Origin of the sequence: Sulfurovum sp., assembly GCF_036568385.1 — a bacterium.
Taxonomy (GTDB): domain Bacteria; phylum Campylobacterota; class Campylobacteria; order Campylobacterales; family Sulfurovaceae; genus Sulfurovum.
This window is the reverse complement of the sequence record NZ_DATCSP010000058.1, coordinates 1-16,998: the sequence shown is the minus strand read 5'-3', so window position 1 is coordinate 16,998 and position 16,998 is coordinate 1. Positions and strand designations below refer to the sequence as shown.

Sequence of the window (16,998 nt, the reverse complement as noted above, 5' to 3'; positions counted from 1 at the left end):
ATCACAAATAGTAGTGATTTGTCACATAGCTCAGCACAAATAGCAGCGGCATGAACAAAAGTGTGCTCAGGAGTATGAGGGAGGTCACGTCCTTGGGCCTGCAGTTATAGAGTGAGGCAAGATTGATATTTGCAACGGCCAGCGGCACCATCATCTCCATGAAGATCACCCCTTGCACAAAAAGCGGCAGGTTGGTAAAAGAGAGGATGATGGCCGTGGCCAAAGGCACGATGATGAATTTCTGGCTAATCGTGCCTATGAAGAGCTTGGGGTGCAGCTCTTTGATGCGTATACCCTGCAGGAAGGTTCCCAGCAAAAAGAGCTGCAAGACGATACCGGTGTAGGCCCCCATCTTGAAAAACTCCTGCAGCTGGCTGCTCAGAGGCACATCATAGAGGTTGATCACGATGGCGACGACGGAAGCCGGGATGATAGGGATCTTTACAATGTTATAGAGTGAATCCCGGATGCTGAACGAACCCCGTGAATAGATATAAACACCGATGATGTAGACCACAAAGACATTGGCGATGTTGATCAGTGTCGTATAGATGACAGAGGCCTCCCCAAAAAGGGCGATCCCCAGAGGTATACCGATGTTCCCTGTATTTCCTACAAAGCCGGCGATGGAGAAGATCGCCCGCTCTTTGGGGTCGGCAAAGAGCATCTTGCCCAGCAGGACCGTCGGAACAAGGAGGGCAAAGATGATGGCGAGGTATAAAAGCGGCACATACAGATGCTCGCTGTGCAGCTTGGCGGTACTGAATCCCCAGACGGTCACAAAGGGCTGTAAAAAGTACACAGACATCAGCGTCAGGGTCTTTGTATTCATGTCGTCCTGGAAGATGCGTTTGGCCATATAGCCCAGAAGTATAAAAACATAGACGAAGAGGATGCTCATTAGTGTTTCAATCATGAGAGGGATTATAACTTATTTTGGGTATGATTCTTTATAAGGGTTTTTTCGAAATACCCGTAAACGATCGAGGACTTTTTATGGATTTTACTTCTTTGGAAGCGTGGGGTTACCTGGCGGTGGCATTTTTTGCATTTGGCGGTTCACTGTTCATCGTGGCTGCGGCAGGTGTCTTCTCATATATGGGCAATATGGACCTGACGATCGCGTTAACTGTGGCTACCATATCAAACTTCCTGGGGGATATATTCTTGTTCTATTTGGGGAAATATCAGAAAAAAGGGATAGAGCCGTATTTCGCCAAACACAAGCGGAAAATTGCACTGGCCACCCTGATCATGCGCAAGTACGGGGTCCTGGCGATATTTATACAGAAATTCCTCTATGGAATCAAAACGCTTGTACCGCTTTCGATGGCACTGGCGAAGTATGATTTCAGGAAGTTCGCATTTTACAATGTCTTTGCCTCTATCCTGTTCGTACTGACGATAGGGTTGAGCGCCTATTATTCAAGTGAAGCCATCATTGCGGTCTTTGCCTATATCAAGATAAACCCATGGATCGCGCCGGTGATCTTGTTCAGTATTATTGGTGCGGTGTGGTTTATGATGGAAAATATGACCAGGAAAAAGAAAAAATGATGGTAACGGGTGTTACCATCAAGCATTGTAGAACAAAGTAGACCTAGGCTCTTTTTTGCGCGATGAACTTTTCGATACGTCTGATACCTTCACGGATCGTTGTGATATCGGTAGCGAATGAGAACCTGAAGTACCCTTCAGCGCCAAACCCTATACCGGGAACCACGGCAACGCCCGTAGACTGAAGCAGCTCTTTACAGAACTCTATCGAGTCATTGCTGACATCTTTGATGTTGACAAAGAGGTAAAACGCGCCTTGGGGTTTCAGCACGGAAAGACCATCGATGTCATTGAAGAGTTTCACCGCTTCTTCCGCTCTGCCTTCAAACGCTCTTCTCATCTGTTCGATCTCTGTATCCACTTCGCCAAGCAGTGCAGGGATAGCTGCTTTCTGTGTGATGGAATTGATGTTCGAGGTACTCTGGCTCTGAAGCTTGTTCATCGCAGCTATGAGGGCTTTGTTCGGGGTGGCCAGGTATCCAAAACGCCATCCCGTCATCGCAACCGATTTGCTCAGACCGTTGATGGTCACCGTTCTCTGGTACATATCTTCGCTGATACTCGCTGCAGAGACAAAGTCAATGTCGTAGACCAGCTTCTCATACATCTCATCCGATGCGACAAGGATATCTGTTCCCTCAAGGACTTCAGCCAGTTCACGCAGTTCGGACTCTGAATAGACCGATCCGGTAGGGTTGGAAGGTGTGGTCAAAATAACCATTTTGGTTTTAGGCGTGATAGCCGCCTTGAGCTGATCCGCGGTCATTTTAAATTTGCCGATCTCATCCGTCTCTATGATGACAGGTACGGCACCGCAATACTTCACAAGCTCAGGATAGGTGACCCAGTAAGGAGAAGGAATGATCACTTCATCTCCGTCATTCAGTACCGCCTGGAACAGGTTGAAGAGTGACTGTTTCGCACCGTTGCTGACGATGATGTCTGAAGGCGCGTAGTCCAATCCGTTGTCTCTTTTGAGCTTGGATGCTACCGCTTCCAGCACCTCCGGAATACCCTGTACAGCGGTGTACTGTGTAAACCCCTCGTTGATGGCCTTGATGGCTGCATCTTTGATGCGTTGGGGAGTACCAAAGTCCGGCTCTCCCGCAGAAAAAGAAAGCACATCTTTTCCTTGCGCTTTCAAATCACGTGCGAGTGAAGAGATGGCGATAGTAAGGGAAGGAGATAGTGTCTGTATACGATTTGAAAGCATAAAAAACCCTCTTACATTAAATTAAAAATTTAGCAAGTATATCCAAAAGTGGTTTAGAAGTGTTCTATGTTAGTCCATAGAATGGATGAAATTATCATAAACTTCTTCAAGCTTGTGGTCTTTCTCCTTGATCCCTGCCTGCTGGTCCTGAGGAAGGGTAGCTTCAAGATTCTCTATACGTTTGATGAGGTATTTAAATATCTCTTTGTTGACATCAGGGATCTTGTCGTGGCTGAGCGGGGTTTTATCGTACCCTCTCTTGAGTACACGTGCAGGTATGCCTACGGCGGTTGATTCAGGCGGTACATTCTTTACCACCACAGAGTTGGCCCCTATCTTTGAATTGGCACCGATAGTGATGTTGCCAAGCACTTTGGCGCCGGCTCCGATAACCACGCCATCTTCAATGGTAGGGTGCCGTTTTCCTGTATTGGTACTGACACCTCCCAGTGTCACCTGCTGATAGATCAGTACGTCATTGCCGACAATGGCTGTTTCGCCTATGATGACACCCACCCCATGGTCTATGAAAACCCTGCGGCCTATCTTTGCAGCGGGGTGTATGTCTATCACGGTCAAAAACTGGCCTATGGCAGAGATGAACCTGGGGAGGAACCTTAGACCTTTTTTATAAAGCCAATGTGCGATACGGTGGAACAACAGGGCCCAAAGACCGGGATAGTTGAAGAAGAGCTCAAAGGTAGAGTGAAGGGCAGGGTCATTTCTTTTAACATTGAGAAAATCTTCTTTGATCAGACTAAATGGGTTCACAGGCTTTCCTTAATTCTTATCGTCCAGAGCTTGAATGGTCTTAAGATAGCTATTTTCACTTAAATAGAGGTAAAGTTTGCCTAAAAGCTCACGTTTTTCTTCGTGGTTCAGCTCTTCAGACTCTTCAATACGATATTTGAGCGTTTTATCTATGATGCTCGTGTCGTACTCCAGGTCATCCAGCACATCCATAAGGTTTTGTGCCTCTATCAGGTCTTCTATCTGATACTTCCCCTTTTTATCAAAGGTAATGACGGCTTCAGTAGGATGGGTGAAGAGGTTGTGTTTCATTCCCAGTACTTCCTGATAGGCACCTGTCAGGAAAAAGGCAAGAAAATACTCTTCCTGGGAGACATCGATGTCATGCAGGTAGAGAGGCAGGTCTCTGTTAAAGCCTATCTCTCCGTCGCTGTCGCAGGTGATATCCCAGATACTCGCCGGGTTGGTAGGTTTGGTATCCAGTCTGTCCAGCGGCATGATAGGGAACTGCTGTGCCAATCCCCAAAAATCAGGCAGTGACTGAAAGGCCGAAAAGTTGACCAGATACTTCTCCTGTATGCGGTCCTGCAACTTGTTCAGTTCATCGGCATCTTCGTTCTGAAGCAGAAAGATCGCTTTTTTGATGATAAGGTTGACAAGTATCTCTGTATTGGAACGGTCTTCAAGGTCTATATACCCCAGGTCAAAAAGCGTGAGCAGGCTTTCCATATGGTCGAGCGCATCGTGAAGGTACTCTCTGGCATTTTCGCGTTTAATACTGTTCAAGAGGTCATAAAGCTCCTGTATAAGGGGAGGATTGACCTCTTTCAGGCGCAGACCTTTCTCATGGTACTCCTGGGAAAAGAGTTCCAGTACCGGTGTGATGAGTACCGAGTGCGATGCAGCGATGAAACGGCCTGACTCTGTAAAGATCGCAGGCTCCTGCACCCCTTTGCGTTTGGATATTTCCTGCATAAGATAGATGACATCGTTGGCGAACTCTTTGAGAGAGTAGTTCCGCTCCTGGTTGTGCGAGTGCTGGCTGTACTCCACTGCCAGTCCTCCCCCGATGTTGATGGCACCGAGTGCATCGGCACCGCGTTTTTTGAGGTCCGCATAAATGTTCCCGGCTTCCCTGAGTGCTTTCTTTAAAGGGGCGATATCTCCCATCTGCGAGCCGATATGAAAATGGATCATCCACAGAGAATCCAACAGGGCATTCTTTTTCAGTAGCTCATAGGCTTCAAGCAGTTCGGTCGAGGTAAGGCCGAACTTGGAACTGTAGCCCCCGCTCTTTGCCCAGATACCTATCCCGGAACTGTGCAGACGTATACGTACACCGATCTTGGGAGATATGGGTGTTTCAATGCCGGCGTTAAACTCCTCATTCACCTGTATGATCGTCTCCAGTTCGCCCAGTCCTTCAATGGTCACTGTAATATTATGGCCCATCTTTGCAGCGATGAAACAGAGCGATATCATCTCTTTGTCTTTGAAGCCGTTGACAGTGATAGGGGCACCCAGGGGTGTTTTTGTCATCGCAATGATCAGTTCTGCTTTGCTCCCGGCCTCGAGCCCATAGCTGTAGTCCTGCGAGACTTCCATGAGGGCATGTACAAAGTTGGGGAACTGGTTGACCTTGAGCGGGAAGACCGCCTGGAAATCCCCCTGGTAGTTAAACTCCTTTCGGGCCTTGTTAAAGGTGTCAAAGAGTGTAGAGATCTGTTTTTTGATAAGATGGGGAAATCGAAGCAGCAGAGGGCCTTTATAGCCTTTTTCCCGTATCTCCTGCGTGATCTCGAGCAGTGAAGGTTTCGAGGCATGATTGACGTTCACCGTGTCTTTTTGGATGATAAAGTTCTTATCCCCCCAAATGTCTAAACCAAAACTTTTCATGCTGATATCCTTGCTTTTAATATGATAATAATTATAGCAAAACTTAATCTAATCTTACCTATAATAGTTTCTATGAAGGAAATATTCTTACGATATGAAGTGCACCAGGATCATCTTACGCTTATCTCTGCAGGGGAATGGATGCTGCACACGGTACTTCAGATCGAAAAGAGACTGCTTGAAGTTCCGTGCGACAGGAAGATCATCTGGGATGTTTCGGCCATAAGCGATTTTGACAGTGCGGGTGTCCTGCTGTTCATAGAACATCTGGAACGGTTTCAGAATGCAACGGAGGTGGAGGTGGTCGGCTATACGGAAAATCAAAAAGACATGTATGACCTTCTCAACAGGGATATCCCAAAGACCATACCTTCCAGGAAACAAAGCACGCTTGAAAATTTGGGTAGACATACGCTTGAAGCCGCTCAGGACATCAAAGACTTCACCACCTTTACAGGGCATCTTTTTTATGCGATGTTCCATACTTTTCTTCATCCCAAAGCCATACGTTTCAAAGAGACGGTCTATCATATCCATCAGTCAGGGTTCAATGCGCTCATTATCATCGCGCTCACCTCATTTCTGGTAGGGATGGTCATCTCCTATCAGGGCTCGGTGCAGTTGGCCAAGTTCGGTGCGGATATTTTTATCGTCGATACGGTGGCCATCTCGATCACCAGAGAGCTGGGCCCCATGATCACGGCCATAGTCATCGCCGGACGCAGCGGTTCTGCCTATACCGCCGAGATAGGGGCGATGAAGATCACAGAAGAGATATCTGCGATGCGTACGATGGGGTTTGATCCCTATACCTTTTTGGTGCTCCCGCGTGTATTTGCTTTGATGATCGCTCTGCCTTTACTGATCTTCTTTGCCGATATTGTAGGCATCATTGGCGGGATGGTCGCTTCCAACATGCAGCTGGGTATCTCTATGACCGTATTTATAGAGAGGGTCTACGAGGTACTGGAAGTGAAGCATTATCTGCTGGGGATGATGAAGGGGCCTGTTTTTGCCTTTTTGATCGCAGCTATAGGGTGTTTCAGAGGGTTTCAGGTAGCCCATAAAACAGAAAGTATCGGGCTGCATACCACGTCATCGGTGGTTAACTCCATCTTTCTGGTCATTGCCTTTGATGCACTTTTTTCAGTGATCTTTACGGAGCTTGGCTTATGAATCCTGTCATTAAAGTGGAAAATATCGTGACAAGATTCGGAGACAGGACCATTCATGACGGGATAGATCTGCATATAGATGAAAATGAGATCTATGGGATCCTGGGTCAGAGCGGTTCCGGGAAATCCGTCCTGATGAAAGAGATGATCATGCTGCTGGAACCCAATGCGGGAGAGGTGACCGTTCTGGGTAGACCATTAAGCGGTATCAGTTTCAAAGAGGCACAGGCGTTACGGAGTGACTGGGGAGTGCTTTTTCAGTTCGGCGCACTTTTCTCCTCTTTGACCGTTGCAGAAAATATAGAAGTACAGCTCAAAGAGTATACCGATATCTCTAAAGGCATGCGTGATAAACTGGTACAGTCGAAGCTGGCACTGGTGGGGCTGGAACCGCATGTGGGAGCGCTGTATCCTTCCGAGTTGAGCGGCGGTATGGTGAAACGCGCTGCACTGGCACGGGCATTGGCGATGGAGCCGAAGCTGCTCTTTCTGGATGAACCCACTTCAGGCCTTGACCCTATCGGGGCACGGAACTTTGACTCCCTTATCGTGGAGCTGCGTGACCTGCTTGGGATCACGGTCGTCATGATCACACATGACCTGGAGAGTATTTTCAGCATCGTGGACCGCTTGGCTGTGCTGGCAGACAAAAAAGTGGTAGCCGAAGGCACACTTGAAAATGTGTTACAATCACAACATCCCTTTGTAGAAGAGTTCTTCAAGAACGAGTACACTAAAGAGCGGTTCAAAGATAAGGTGAAAGATGTATAGCAAAGTCAATTATACGATCGTCGGTATTTTCGTACTGCTTTTCGGGGCAGGCATGGTCTGGTTCGCTTTTTGGCTTGCCAAATATGGTCTGGATGACGAGTATGATCTCTACAGGCTTGAAATGAAGGAATCCATTGCCGGCCTCTCGATAGATTCGAATGTAAAACTGCATGGCGTTAATGTCGGTAGAGTGAGCAAAATACAGATCAATCCACAAGATATAGAAACCGTAGAGGTGCTGGTTGAGATACAAAAAGGGATACCCATCAAAGAGGATATGATAGCCTTTACGGAAATGTTCGGTGTCACCGGACTCCTCTCCATCAATATCGAGGGCGGTACCAATGAGGCTAAGACCCTGGTGCCTACCGAAGAGCACATCCCGCTGATAAAGACCAAACCCTCATTGCTGACGAAACTGACCTATAACCTCGGCGGCATGAGCGATAAAATAGAAGCACTCTTGATACAGAGCGAAAAACTCTTTTCGGACCGCAATATTGAAACGATGGGCCACATACTGGATAATGTGGAGAAGGTGACGGCCAAAGGTACAGCAGTGGAAGATAAAATGATGGTCACGATGGATACGATCAACACCAAGCTCACAGAGGCCATTGCAGATTTTAAACAGATGCAGAAAGATTTTGCCGAGATCAAAGCAGTGAGCGTCCCCACGATCGATACCTTGATGCAAACGGCCAGAGATTTCAATCGCGTGACGCTCAAAGTGGAGAAGAGCATAGAAAGAGGCGATTATAATCTCAAAAAGATCCTGGAGCCGATGTTGATAGAGATGCAGATACTGACCAACCAACTCACCACGATGTCGAGACAACTGGAACAAAACCCCAGCGAGTTACTGTTTAAGTCCAGAGAATTAAGAAGGGGACCGGGAGAATGAGCAGAAAAAAACTTCAGATCATGGTAATGATAATGACGGCAGCAGGAGTTATAGGATGTAGCAAGGCACCTGTACTCAACATGTACAGTTTGGCGGTTCCCCAAGTGCAGCAAGAGACCACGAACAGCTATAAAGACAAAAGTATCAAGGTCTCGTTCCCTCAGAGCATCAAAGAACCGATGTCTGAAAAAATGCATTTTTCCTATGCTGACAATGACAGAGGGATCTATCAAAACGCTCAATGGTCCAATAACATGAGCAGGCTCCTGCAGGGGATCATCATAGAAGTGTTAGACCGCAGCAGACTTTTCAAGGTCGTACTCTCAGATATGTCCACGCTGGCAGAGAACTATAGACTCGAAAGTACGGTCTTTGATCTTGAACATATGGTACGGGGTACAGATTCTTATGCCGTGGTATCTGTGCAGTTCACCCTGATCAATGCAGATACGGGCACACTGGTAAAGAGTAAAAGGTTCAGTTATCAAGAGCGCACACCAATGACCGATGCAAAAGGGTATGCTGCTGCCACAAACAGCATTATGATCAGGTTAAGTGATGATCTGTTGAAATGGATTCAATAAAATTGAACGATATAATGTGTTTTTCTGCTGATTGAGATAAGAAATCTTGGTCCTATAAGCATTTTTTATGAAAAACCTTCTTTGTTTGAAGCAAAAAGGATTTATTTAAGGTAATAAGTATTAGTATTTATAATCTTAATTATTTGACAGGGTTCAAGCAAAGGAAAAACAGATGAAAAAAGCATTCTTGGCAGCGGCACTTACCATACCATTGGCAACCCAGGTTTTTGCCGTCGAAACGAACGTACCTGAAGAGGTACATACACCGGAGATCAGTGCACATCACGGAACAGAATCCAAGTATTATGTGATCGCGAAAGCACTTATGGTTTTGGGTAATACGGTAGATCACGGGGAGGCTGTACTCGATGGTGACAGGGACTATGGCTATGGTTTTGACATCGGATACAGATTGGGCAATGGGTTTGCACTGGAGTATGATTTCTCCTATGCACGCAATACAGTGACCGAAACAGCACACGGACATACTGAAGAGGCCAGGGGAACCTACTATACCTCCTCATTCGATGTGGTCTATACCTATGAAATGACCCACAATTTTGGCATCTTTGCCAAAGCAGGATACGAATATGAATGGGAAGAGATAGCAGCCTTTGATATCGATACGACTGACGATGGTTTTATTGTTGGTGCGGGTGTTGAAACAGCGATCAATGAAAGTTACAAGTTTATTGTAGAGTATGAACACTCAACCATAGAAGGACCACGTGGCGACTCCCTTTTTGCAGGGGTTATGTATAGCTTCTAAGGGGTAAACATACTGTGTAGAAGCGTTTAAAATGCTTCTACTGGAACAGTCGTCTCCTCTTTGCTCTCCAGATCTTTCACCCAGACCGTACCATTCTTCAACTCATCTTCCCCGATAAGCACACAATAGCGCGCATTCGCTTTATCCGCACCTTTCATATGGCTCTTGAAACCTTTTGAAGTATACTCAACGGAGACTTTCTGCTCTTTACGTTTTGCAGTGGCTATAGGGAAGAGTGCTTCTACAGCTTCTTCTGTCATCGCACCGAGGTAAATGCCCTCTCTTTCCTCCTCAGGCATCTGTACAAGTTCCATGATACGTTCTATGCCCAGGGCAAACCCGACAGCCGGTGTCGGTTTTCCATCGAGGAACTCTACGAGTTTGTCATAGCGTCCGCCGCCGGCGATGGAAGATTGTGAACCGATGTCGTTACTGACAAATTCAAAAGCGGTTTTGTTATAGTAGTCGAGCCCTCTTACAAGATTGGTATCTACACGGTAGCTGATACCTGCTTTATCAAGCAGGGCAGTGAGTTTGTTGAAGTCACTGTCACACGTCTCACAAAGGTTGTTGATAAGCTTTGGAGAATTTTCCAGCAGTGATTGACAGGTGGTGTTCTTACAGTCAAGTACACGTATAGGGTTGGTATCGATACGTCTGTTACAATCCTCACACAGCGCTTCTTGCGTTTCTCTCAAAAATCCTACAAGGTGCTGTTTATAAGGAGGCATGCATTCGACACATCCCAGTGAATTGATCAGCAGTTCAAAGTTCACACCTAATTCAGAGAAGATCTGGCTGATCATCTGAATGATGGTAAAGTCCTCATAGACAGAGTCTTCGCCAAAACTTTCGCATCCAAACTGGTGAAACTCACGCAGACGCCCTTTTTGCGGCCTCTCATAACGGAACATAGGTCCATAGTAGTAAAATTTCTGTTTGACCGGCTGACGGTCCAACTTTGCCGAGATAAAGGCACGGACCACACCGGCTGTACCTTCAGGGCGCATACAGACATCGTTGCCCCCCTTATCTTCAAACTGGTACATCTCTTTACTCACAATATCGCTACTGTTCCCTACCGAACGCTTAAAGAGTGCTGTCTCTTCGAGTATCGGGGTTTCAATGTAACTGTATCCATATTTTTTTGCGACATCTATAGCAGTCTTTACAATGTGTACAAAGCGTTGACCTTCTTCAAAAGTGAGGTCTTTCATTCCACGTAGCGGGTTGATCATAGTGTGTTCCTTAAATAGTCTGTGATTTGTGTGTGTATGGTTTCTATATCCTGGCTTGCGTCCACGAACAGATGGGGGATACCAAGTTTGAGTATGCTCTCTTTCATATGTTCCTGTACCGTTAAAAGGTACTCCAATCCTCTGAGCTCAATGCCATCCAGATTTTTGGCCGAAGTTCGCTCTTTCAGGGTCTTCAGGTCGGTGATGAAGAGTATGACCTTGTCCGGGAAATGGCCTTCAAGGGCAAACCGGTTCAAGCTTACAAGTTCATCGAAATCAAAGTCGCCATTGGCCAGCGCATACCCTATACCGGAGAGGAAACCCCTGTCAGAGATGATGACCTTATCCCTGTTCGGGGAGATGACCTCCTGGTAATGTTCCGCCCTGTCCGCCAGGAAAAGCAGAAGTTCTGCACGCTTGGAAGCAAGTGAGTCACTCAGCAGGATCTCTCTGGCTTTTTTGCCAAAGGGTGTACCGCCGGGTTCATGGGTCACGATGATCTCAGGGTGCTTCTGTGAGATCAGTGCTATCTGTGTGCTTTTCCCGCAGGTGTCTATGCCTTCAAACAGTATGTACATCAGCGTATGGACTTTATCAATTGGAATACTTCATCCGGCAAAAGGTGCTCTACTTTCCCGTCAAACTCCAGAATGGAACGGACCACCGAAGAGCTTACGAAGGCATACTCAAGACTTGGCATCAGATAGACGGTTTCCAGCTCTTTTTTGAGGGATGCATTCGCATATCCCATCTGCAGTTCATATTCGAAGTCACTGACGGCGCGTAGTCCTCTTACGAGTATATTGGCTTCCAGGTCATCAGAAAGATCTACAAGCAGGCCCTGGAATCCGACGACTTTTATTTTTGGGAACTTCTTGGTTGCTGCTTTTACCATATCTATACGTTGTGCAAAGGTGAACATCGGTTTTTTAGCCTCTGAGTTTGCCACTGCAACAATAATTTCATCAAACATATGACATGCCCGGGCGATAATATCTAAATGCCCATTGGTGATGGGATCAAAAGTCCCAGGGTAGATCGCCCGTCTTTTCTCAGTCATGTTCACTCCATCTTGCATATAAATTATTGTCGATACCTAATACATCATACCATTTACCGATGATGAACTTCTCCATATCTTCGAGGCTGGAAGATTCAGAGTAGTATCCCATCACAGGCGGTGCAATGATCACACCGAGTGCGGCCAGCTTATGCATGTTTTCCAAAGCAATGGCAGAGAAAGGCAGCTCCCTCGGGGCAAGCAGCAGCTTTTTTTGCTCTTTGAGCGCCACCGCTGCCACACGGGTCGCGAGATTGTCGCTGATACCGCAAGCCACTTTTGCCAGCGTGTTCATGCTACAGGGGATGATCGCCGTTGCATCTACTCTGAACGAGCCGCTTGAAATGGAGGCTGCGATATTTTCAGAAGCATGCAGCGTCACCTGTCTGTTTTCAAAAGACTCCACCGTGAGGGCATTATTCGAGACGACCACATGTACCTCGATCCCTTCAGGCAGGTAGTCCACGAACTTTTTGCCCAGCGCAACACCGGATGCCCCTGTAATGACAACTACGAGTTTCATTCTATGCCTTCGTTTTAGTAAAAGATTATATCAAAAGAAATTAAGATTGAGGTTGTGGAGCGGGCGAAGGGATTCGAACCCTCGACAGCCTGCTTGGAAGGCAGGAACTCTAGCCACTGAGCTACGCCCGCATAAGTACATCAAAGTTGCGATGTGTAAAATGATACACCAGCACAGATATATCTATGCTTAGTGAACCCCATATGCCCGGATAAAATATCCAGGCATATGGACCGGTACACAAGGATACTATATCGTCTTGGAACTGTCACAATGGCGTGACTTGAGTTTCCCTTCCATACTTAAATAGGAATTCAATGCGCCGATGTAAGCTCTTGCACTTGCCAGCATCGTGTCGATATGCAATCCGTGTCCTATGATGGCAGGTTCGCCGTTAAAGGAGACCTTGACGGTGACGTTTGCCAGAGCATCTTTTCCCTGACTGACCGATTTTACCTTGTAATCCATCAATTGCCCTTCATAGCCAGAGATCCGGTCTATCGTTTTGAAGACAGCATCGATGGTCCCTTCCCCTATAGCGGCATCGATGATCTCGTCCTCATCTTTTTTGATACTGACCGCTGCGGAAGGCACGCCGTTGGAACAGTCCATCAACTGCAAGGAGATCAGTTCAAATATCTTAGGAGCGGAGGTCATTTCATCGGTAACCAAAGCTCTTATATCGTCATCGTAGATCTCTTTCTTTTTGTCTGCCATGATCTTAAAGCGTTCAAAAGAGGCATTCAAGGCTTCATCCGTCAAGGTAAAGCCTAGCTTGACCAGCTTGTCTTTGAAGGCCGCACGTCCGGAGTGTTTACCCAGGACCAAGGTATCATCCATGTCCAGACCGATGTCTGCAGGAGAGATGATCTCATAGGTCTCTTTGTTCTTCAACATACCGTCCTGGTGTATACCGCTTTCATGGGCAAAGGCATTCTTCCCGACGATCGCTTTATTGGGCTGGGGCTCTATCCCTGTGATGTTGGCGATCAAACGGGAACTCGGATAGATCTCTTTTGTGTTGATGTTCGTTTTGTAATCTGCAAACACATCCGCACGTGTTTTCAAAGCCATGACGATCTCTTCCAGTGCCGCATTCCCCGCTCTTTCTCCCAAACCGTTGATGGTACACTCTACCTGTCTTGCACCGTTGATGACCGCTTCAAGCGAGTTTGCTACTCCCAAGCCCAAGTCATTATGGTTGTGTACAGAGATGATCGCTCTGCCTTTGGTATATTCGCTCATCTCCCTGACCATCGCACCGATCTCAAAAGGAAGTCTGAACCCCACTGTATCGGGCAAGTTGATCGTAGTCGCACCGGCTGCTATCACGGCGTCGCTTATCTCTTTCATAAAGCCGATGTCCGAGCGCCCCGCATCTTCGCAGGAAAATTCCACATCCTCTACAAAGGTACGTGCATACTCAACCGCTCTTACCGCTCTTCTGATCACTTCATCAGGTTTCATTTTAAGCTTGTGCTCCATATGGATGCTGGATGTGGCGATGAACGTATGGATACGTTTCATCTTCGCTTTGGCGATCGCTTCACCGGCAGCCTTGATATCTGCATCGATGGCACGTGCCAAAGAACAGACGGTCGAATTGGTGACACGCTGTGCTATTTTGTCTATGGCATCAAAATCTCCCGGACTTGCTGCTGCAAATCCCGCTTCGATGATGTCGACGCCCAAACGCTCCAACTGCGCAGCGATCTGGATCTTCTCTTCTGTGTTCATAGAAGCCCCCGGGCTCTGTTCACCGTCTCTTAATGTCGTATCGAATATTTTAATGGTTTCCATGTTCTTTCTCCTCATAATACGGCAAACCCGCATTATCATACCTCTCACTAACGCTACACCGTGCGGTGAGGGTGAATAGCATACTCTTTCACGTATGGGTGTAAATGATTGTCTAATTCTACCTAAATTGTAGTTATTAGAAACTAATTGTTCGTATATTGTGTAAAAAGGGGTTGTGGATCGTTAGACGATCAGAGTGCAAGCAGTAGCAGGAGAGAGCTGTCTTGTGTGAAAATAGTGTGTTGTTTTATGATGGTTTTCATAATCTCTCCTTTGAATTTTTGAGTATTATACTCTATTTAAAAGTAAAAAACAAGGGATAATAATTATCTTTTATGGAGTAGGGTGTTCGCAGTGAGACAAGAGGGTGCCTCTTTATGACATAGGCAAGTACAGGTATCGTATTTGCCTGTTGATCACTTATTCGGACTCTTTGTCCTCTTTTGCTTTGGCTATCTTGTCCCCATGCGCGAGACGGCTTTCCATATTATTTTCTTTTTCATACTCCTCGATGATCTCACGTACTTTTTTACCTTCGATCACTTCCACATCCAAGAGTACGGCCGTCATATTCTTTATGGCTTGACTGTAATCCTGCAGGGTCTGTTTTACATAGGCATAACGTTCATTCAAGGTCGTACGGATATAGTTATCCATCTCTTCCGCCATTTTTTCACTGTAGTCTGTAGAAACGGCCCCGCCGCCAAGGAAAGAGTTTTGACTGCGCGAAAGCACCATGAGGCCTGCTACATCGGTCATCCCGTATACGGAGATCATATCTTTCAAGATGGCAGTGGCACGGTCAAGGTCATTCCCTGCACCGGTACTGATCTCACCGATGAAGACCTCTTCTGCCGCACGGCCCCCAAGCAGTACATCTATTTCAGCCATCAGTTCGTGTTTCTGTTTCAGGAAACGCTCTTCATCTTCAGGAAGGTGCAGGGTATAGCCCAACGCACCCAATCCTCTAGGAATGATGGATACCTTGGTGACACGTGTAGCACCCTCTGTCAGTTCTGCCATCAGCGCATGTCCGCTTTCATGGTAGGCGACGATCTTTTTCTCCACTTCGGAGATCTTTCTGTTCTTTTTCTCAAGTCCCACGAATGAACGCTCGATCGCCTCCAGGAGGTCTTCCTGCTCTATCTCTTTTTTGTTGAATCGTCCTGCCAGCAGTGCGGCTTCGTTGATGATGTTCGCCAGGTCGGCACCTGCCAGGCCGGCGGTCTGTTTTGCAACAATTCTCAGGTCAACATTGGAAGAGAGCTTGACATCTTTGGAGTGTACCTTCAGGATGGCTAAACGTCCGTCATAGTCTGGCTTGTCCACCAGTACCTGTCTGTCAAAACGTCCGGCTCTCAGCAAGGCGGCATCCAGCGTTTCAGGCCTGTTCGTTGCAGCAAGCACGATCACAGGCGTGTTCGTACCAAAACCATCCATTTCTGCCAGAAGCTGGTTGAGTGTCTGCTCTCTCTCATCGTTTCCACCCATCTGACCGCCGGATGCACGGCTTTTACCGATCGCATCTATCTCGTCGATGAAGATGATGGCAGGCGCTTCTTTTTTTGCCTGGGTAAAAAGGTCACGCACACGGCTGGCACCTACACCCACGAACATTTCAATGAAAGAGGAACCGCTGACCGAGAAGAACGGTACAGAGGCTTCACCGGCCACCGCTTTTGCAAGCAGTGTCTTACCTGTCCCCGGAGGTCCCACCAAAAGGAGCCCCTTGGGGATCTTGGCACCGAGTTCCATATAACGTTCGGGGAACTTAAGGAAATCAACGATCTCTTTAACCTCATCTTTGGCTTCTTCCACCCCTTGCACGTCACTGAATTTGGTGTTGGGTTTTTCAGAGTTGATAAGCTTGTCCGCTTTCCCTGCACCAAGGATGCCGCCGCCCATACCTTTGGACATTTTTTTTGCCAGGAAGATCCAAATGGCAAAGAAGATCAGAATAGGAACCAATGAGCCTAAAAGATCGGACATGAACCCTCCGCCCATGATACCTTCATAGGTGATGTTCTTTTCTTCCAACAGAGGGATCAGGTCTTTATCATAGGTAGGGACATTCTGTGCTATAAATCGCACTTTCCGCCCACCTTCATCCGCGATAGCTTCTACGGTGGTAGGCGTAAGCTTCACAGAAGTGATCGTCCCTTTTTCTATCTCGGATTTGATCTCAGAATATTTGACCGATTTGGTTTGGGACACCGCATTGCCGCTGCCCATCATATTGCCAAGACCGTCACCTTCGCCTACAAAGGACTTGAAGATCATGATGATCACGATAGAAAAGATCGCAAAAGCCAGTAAGGGGTTGTTGTTAAAAAAATTATTATTTTTATTGTCTTGGTCGTTTTTATTTGGATTAGCCATTTATTTCCTTCTTGTATACTAATGTCACCCACTCATCTTTCAGTGTGCGTTTTACCAGAGTGAGTTCTTTGAATGATTCTGCTACTAAAGCTTCTTTTTTATCTAAAATTCCTGAAAGTATCAAAAGACCACCCTCTTTACAGGCGGATTTTAACTCTTTTGCAATGAACCTGAGCACATCTGCTATGATATTGGCGATCACTACATCATAGGTACGTTCCGCTTTATCGATGGAACCTTCCCAGAGTTTATCATAGATTTCTTCGTTCAGAGCAAAGTTCTCTTTACAGCTTTCAACTGAAAGGGGGTCCGTATCGCAAAGTTCAACATTCGCCCCCAGTTTTTTACACGCAAGCCCCAATATCCCTGAACCGCATCC

Annotated in this window: 17 protein-coding genes and 1 tRNA gene; 6 read left to right on the top strand and 12 right to left on the bottom strand. The window is 46.8% G+C overall.

From position 1 onward, the window contains the following. Position 1 precedes the first annotated feature (1 nt). Entirely contained in the window at positions 2 to 916 is a 915-nt protein-coding gene (locus tag VIM88_RS06485; RefSeq protein ID WP_331862074.1) for an AEC family transporter, read from the bottom strand. Positions 917 to 996: 80 nt separating this feature from the next. On the opposite strand from VIM88_RS06485, the gene VIM88_RS06480 reads away from it, so the two are divergent. Next, a complete protein-coding gene (locus VIM88_RS06480) occupies positions 997 to 1,557 on the top strand; it encodes a DedA family protein (protein ID WP_331862073.1) in 561 nt (186 codons plus the stop codon). Between the two features lie 43 nt (positions 1,558 to 1,600). On the opposite strand, the gene VIM88_RS06475 is transcribed toward VIM88_RS06480, so the two are convergent. From VIM88_RS06475 to speA, 3 genes are all read right to left on the bottom strand, one after another. After that, positions 1,601 to 2,770, bottom strand: a complete 1,170-nt coding sequence (locus tag VIM88_RS06475) for a pyridoxal phosphate-dependent aminotransferase (protein WP_331862072.1) — start codon at positions 2,768 to 2,770, stop codon at positions 1,601 to 1,603. A 69-nt stretch (positions 2,771 to 2,839) separates the two neighbouring features. Then, positions 2,840 to 3,541, bottom strand: coding sequence for a serine O-acetyltransferase (gene cysE / locus VIM88_RS06470; protein WP_331862071.1), 702 nt, complete (start codon positions 3,539 to 3,541; stop codon positions 2,840 to 2,842). A 9-nt stretch (positions 3,542 to 3,550) separates the two neighbouring features. Then, positions 3,551 to 5,416: a biosynthetic arginine decarboxylase gene (gene speA, locus VIM88_RS06465; RefSeq protein ID WP_331862070.1), complete on the bottom strand. Its 1,866-nt coding sequence runs from the start codon at positions 5,414 to 5,416 to the stop codon at positions 3,551 to 3,553. 72 nt (positions 5,417 to 5,488) lie between these two features. On the opposite strand from speA, the gene VIM88_RS06460 reads away from it, so the two are divergent. The 5 genes from VIM88_RS06460 (at position 5,489) to VIM88_RS06440 (ending at position 9,619) form a co-directional block, all read left to right on the top strand. Then, complete coding sequence (locus VIM88_RS06460; protein ID WP_331862069.1) at positions 5,489 to 6,592, top strand: ABC transporter permease; 1,104 nt, start codon at positions 5,489 to 5,491, stop codon at positions 6,590 to 6,592. Next, positions 6,589 to 7,362, top strand: coding sequence for an ABC transporter ATP-binding protein (locus tag VIM88_RS06455; RefSeq protein ID WP_331862068.1), 774 nt, complete (start codon positions 6,589 to 6,591; stop codon positions 7,360 to 7,362). Before VIM88_RS06460 ends, VIM88_RS06455 begins: the two co-directional genes overlap by 4 nt. Further along, positions 7,355 to 8,266: an MlaD family protein gene (locus VIM88_RS06450; protein ID WP_331862067.1), complete on the top strand. Its 912-nt coding sequence runs from the start codon at positions 7,355 to 7,357 to the stop codon at positions 8,264 to 8,266. Before VIM88_RS06455 ends, VIM88_RS06450 begins: the two co-directional genes overlap by 8 nt. After that, positions 8,263 to 8,850, top strand: a complete 588-nt coding sequence (locus VIM88_RS06445) for an ABC-type transport auxiliary lipoprotein family protein (RefSeq protein ID WP_331862066.1) — start codon at positions 8,263 to 8,265, stop codon at positions 8,848 to 8,850. The genes VIM88_RS06450 and VIM88_RS06445 overlap by 4 nt, the downstream gene beginning before the upstream one ends. 172 nt (positions 8,851 to 9,022) lie before the next feature. Continuing rightward, positions 9,023 to 9,619: a porin family protein gene (locus VIM88_RS06440; RefSeq protein WP_331862065.1), complete on the top strand. Its 597-nt coding sequence runs from the start codon at positions 9,023 to 9,025 to the stop codon at positions 9,617 to 9,619. A gap of 26 nt (positions 9,620 to 9,645) precedes the next feature. Here VIM88_RS06440 and hisS read toward each other — a convergent pair whose 3' ends face one another. From hisS to VIM88_RS06400, 8 genes are all read right to left on the bottom strand, one after another. Beyond that, a complete protein-coding gene (hisS, locus tag VIM88_RS06435; protein ID WP_331862064.1) occupies positions 9,646 to 10,857 on the bottom strand; it encodes a histidine--tRNA ligase in 1,212 nt (403 codons plus the stop codon). After that, positions 10,854 to 11,435, bottom strand: coding sequence for a dTMP kinase (tmk, locus tag VIM88_RS06430; protein ID WP_331862063.1), 582 nt, complete (start codon positions 11,433 to 11,435; stop codon positions 10,854 to 10,856). Before tmk ends, hisS begins: the two co-directional genes overlap by 4 nt. After that, the gene (coaD, locus tag VIM88_RS06425; protein ID WP_331862062.1) at positions 11,435 to 11,917 is read right to left on the bottom strand and encodes a pantetheine-phosphate adenylyltransferase; all 483 of its coding nucleotides are present in this window, start codon (positions 11,915 to 11,917) and stop codon (positions 11,435 to 11,437) included. Before coaD ends, tmk begins: the two co-directional genes overlap by 1 nt. Then, a complete protein-coding gene (locus VIM88_RS06420; protein ID WP_331862061.1) occupies positions 11,910 to 12,440 on the bottom strand; it encodes a UbiX family flavin prenyltransferase in 531 nt (176 codons plus the stop codon). Before VIM88_RS06420 ends, coaD begins: the two co-directional genes overlap by 8 nt. A 55-nt stretch (positions 12,441 to 12,495) precedes the next feature. Further along, positions 12,496 to 12,571, bottom strand: a tRNA-Gly gene (locus VIM88_RS06415). A 118-nt stretch (positions 12,572 to 12,689) separates the two neighbouring features. Further along, a complete protein-coding gene (locus VIM88_RS06410) occupies positions 12,690 to 14,240 on the bottom strand; it encodes a 2-isopropylmalate synthase (protein WP_331862060.1) in 1,551 nt (516 codons plus the stop codon). Between the two features lie 420 nt (positions 14,241 to 14,660). Beyond that, positions 14,661 to 16,619 (bottom strand): ATP-dependent zinc metalloprotease FtsH, encoded by a 1,959-nt coding sequence (ftsH, locus tag VIM88_RS06405; RefSeq protein ID WP_331862059.1) that lies wholly within the window; start codon positions 16,617 to 16,619, stop codon positions 14,661 to 14,663. Beyond that, positions 16,612 to 16,998, bottom strand: a 387-nt coding sequence (locus VIM88_RS06400; protein WP_331862058.1) for a 50S ribosomal protein L11 methyltransferase, incomplete at its 5' end; no start/stop codon positions are given. The genes VIM88_RS06400 and ftsH, both read right to left, overlap by 8 nt.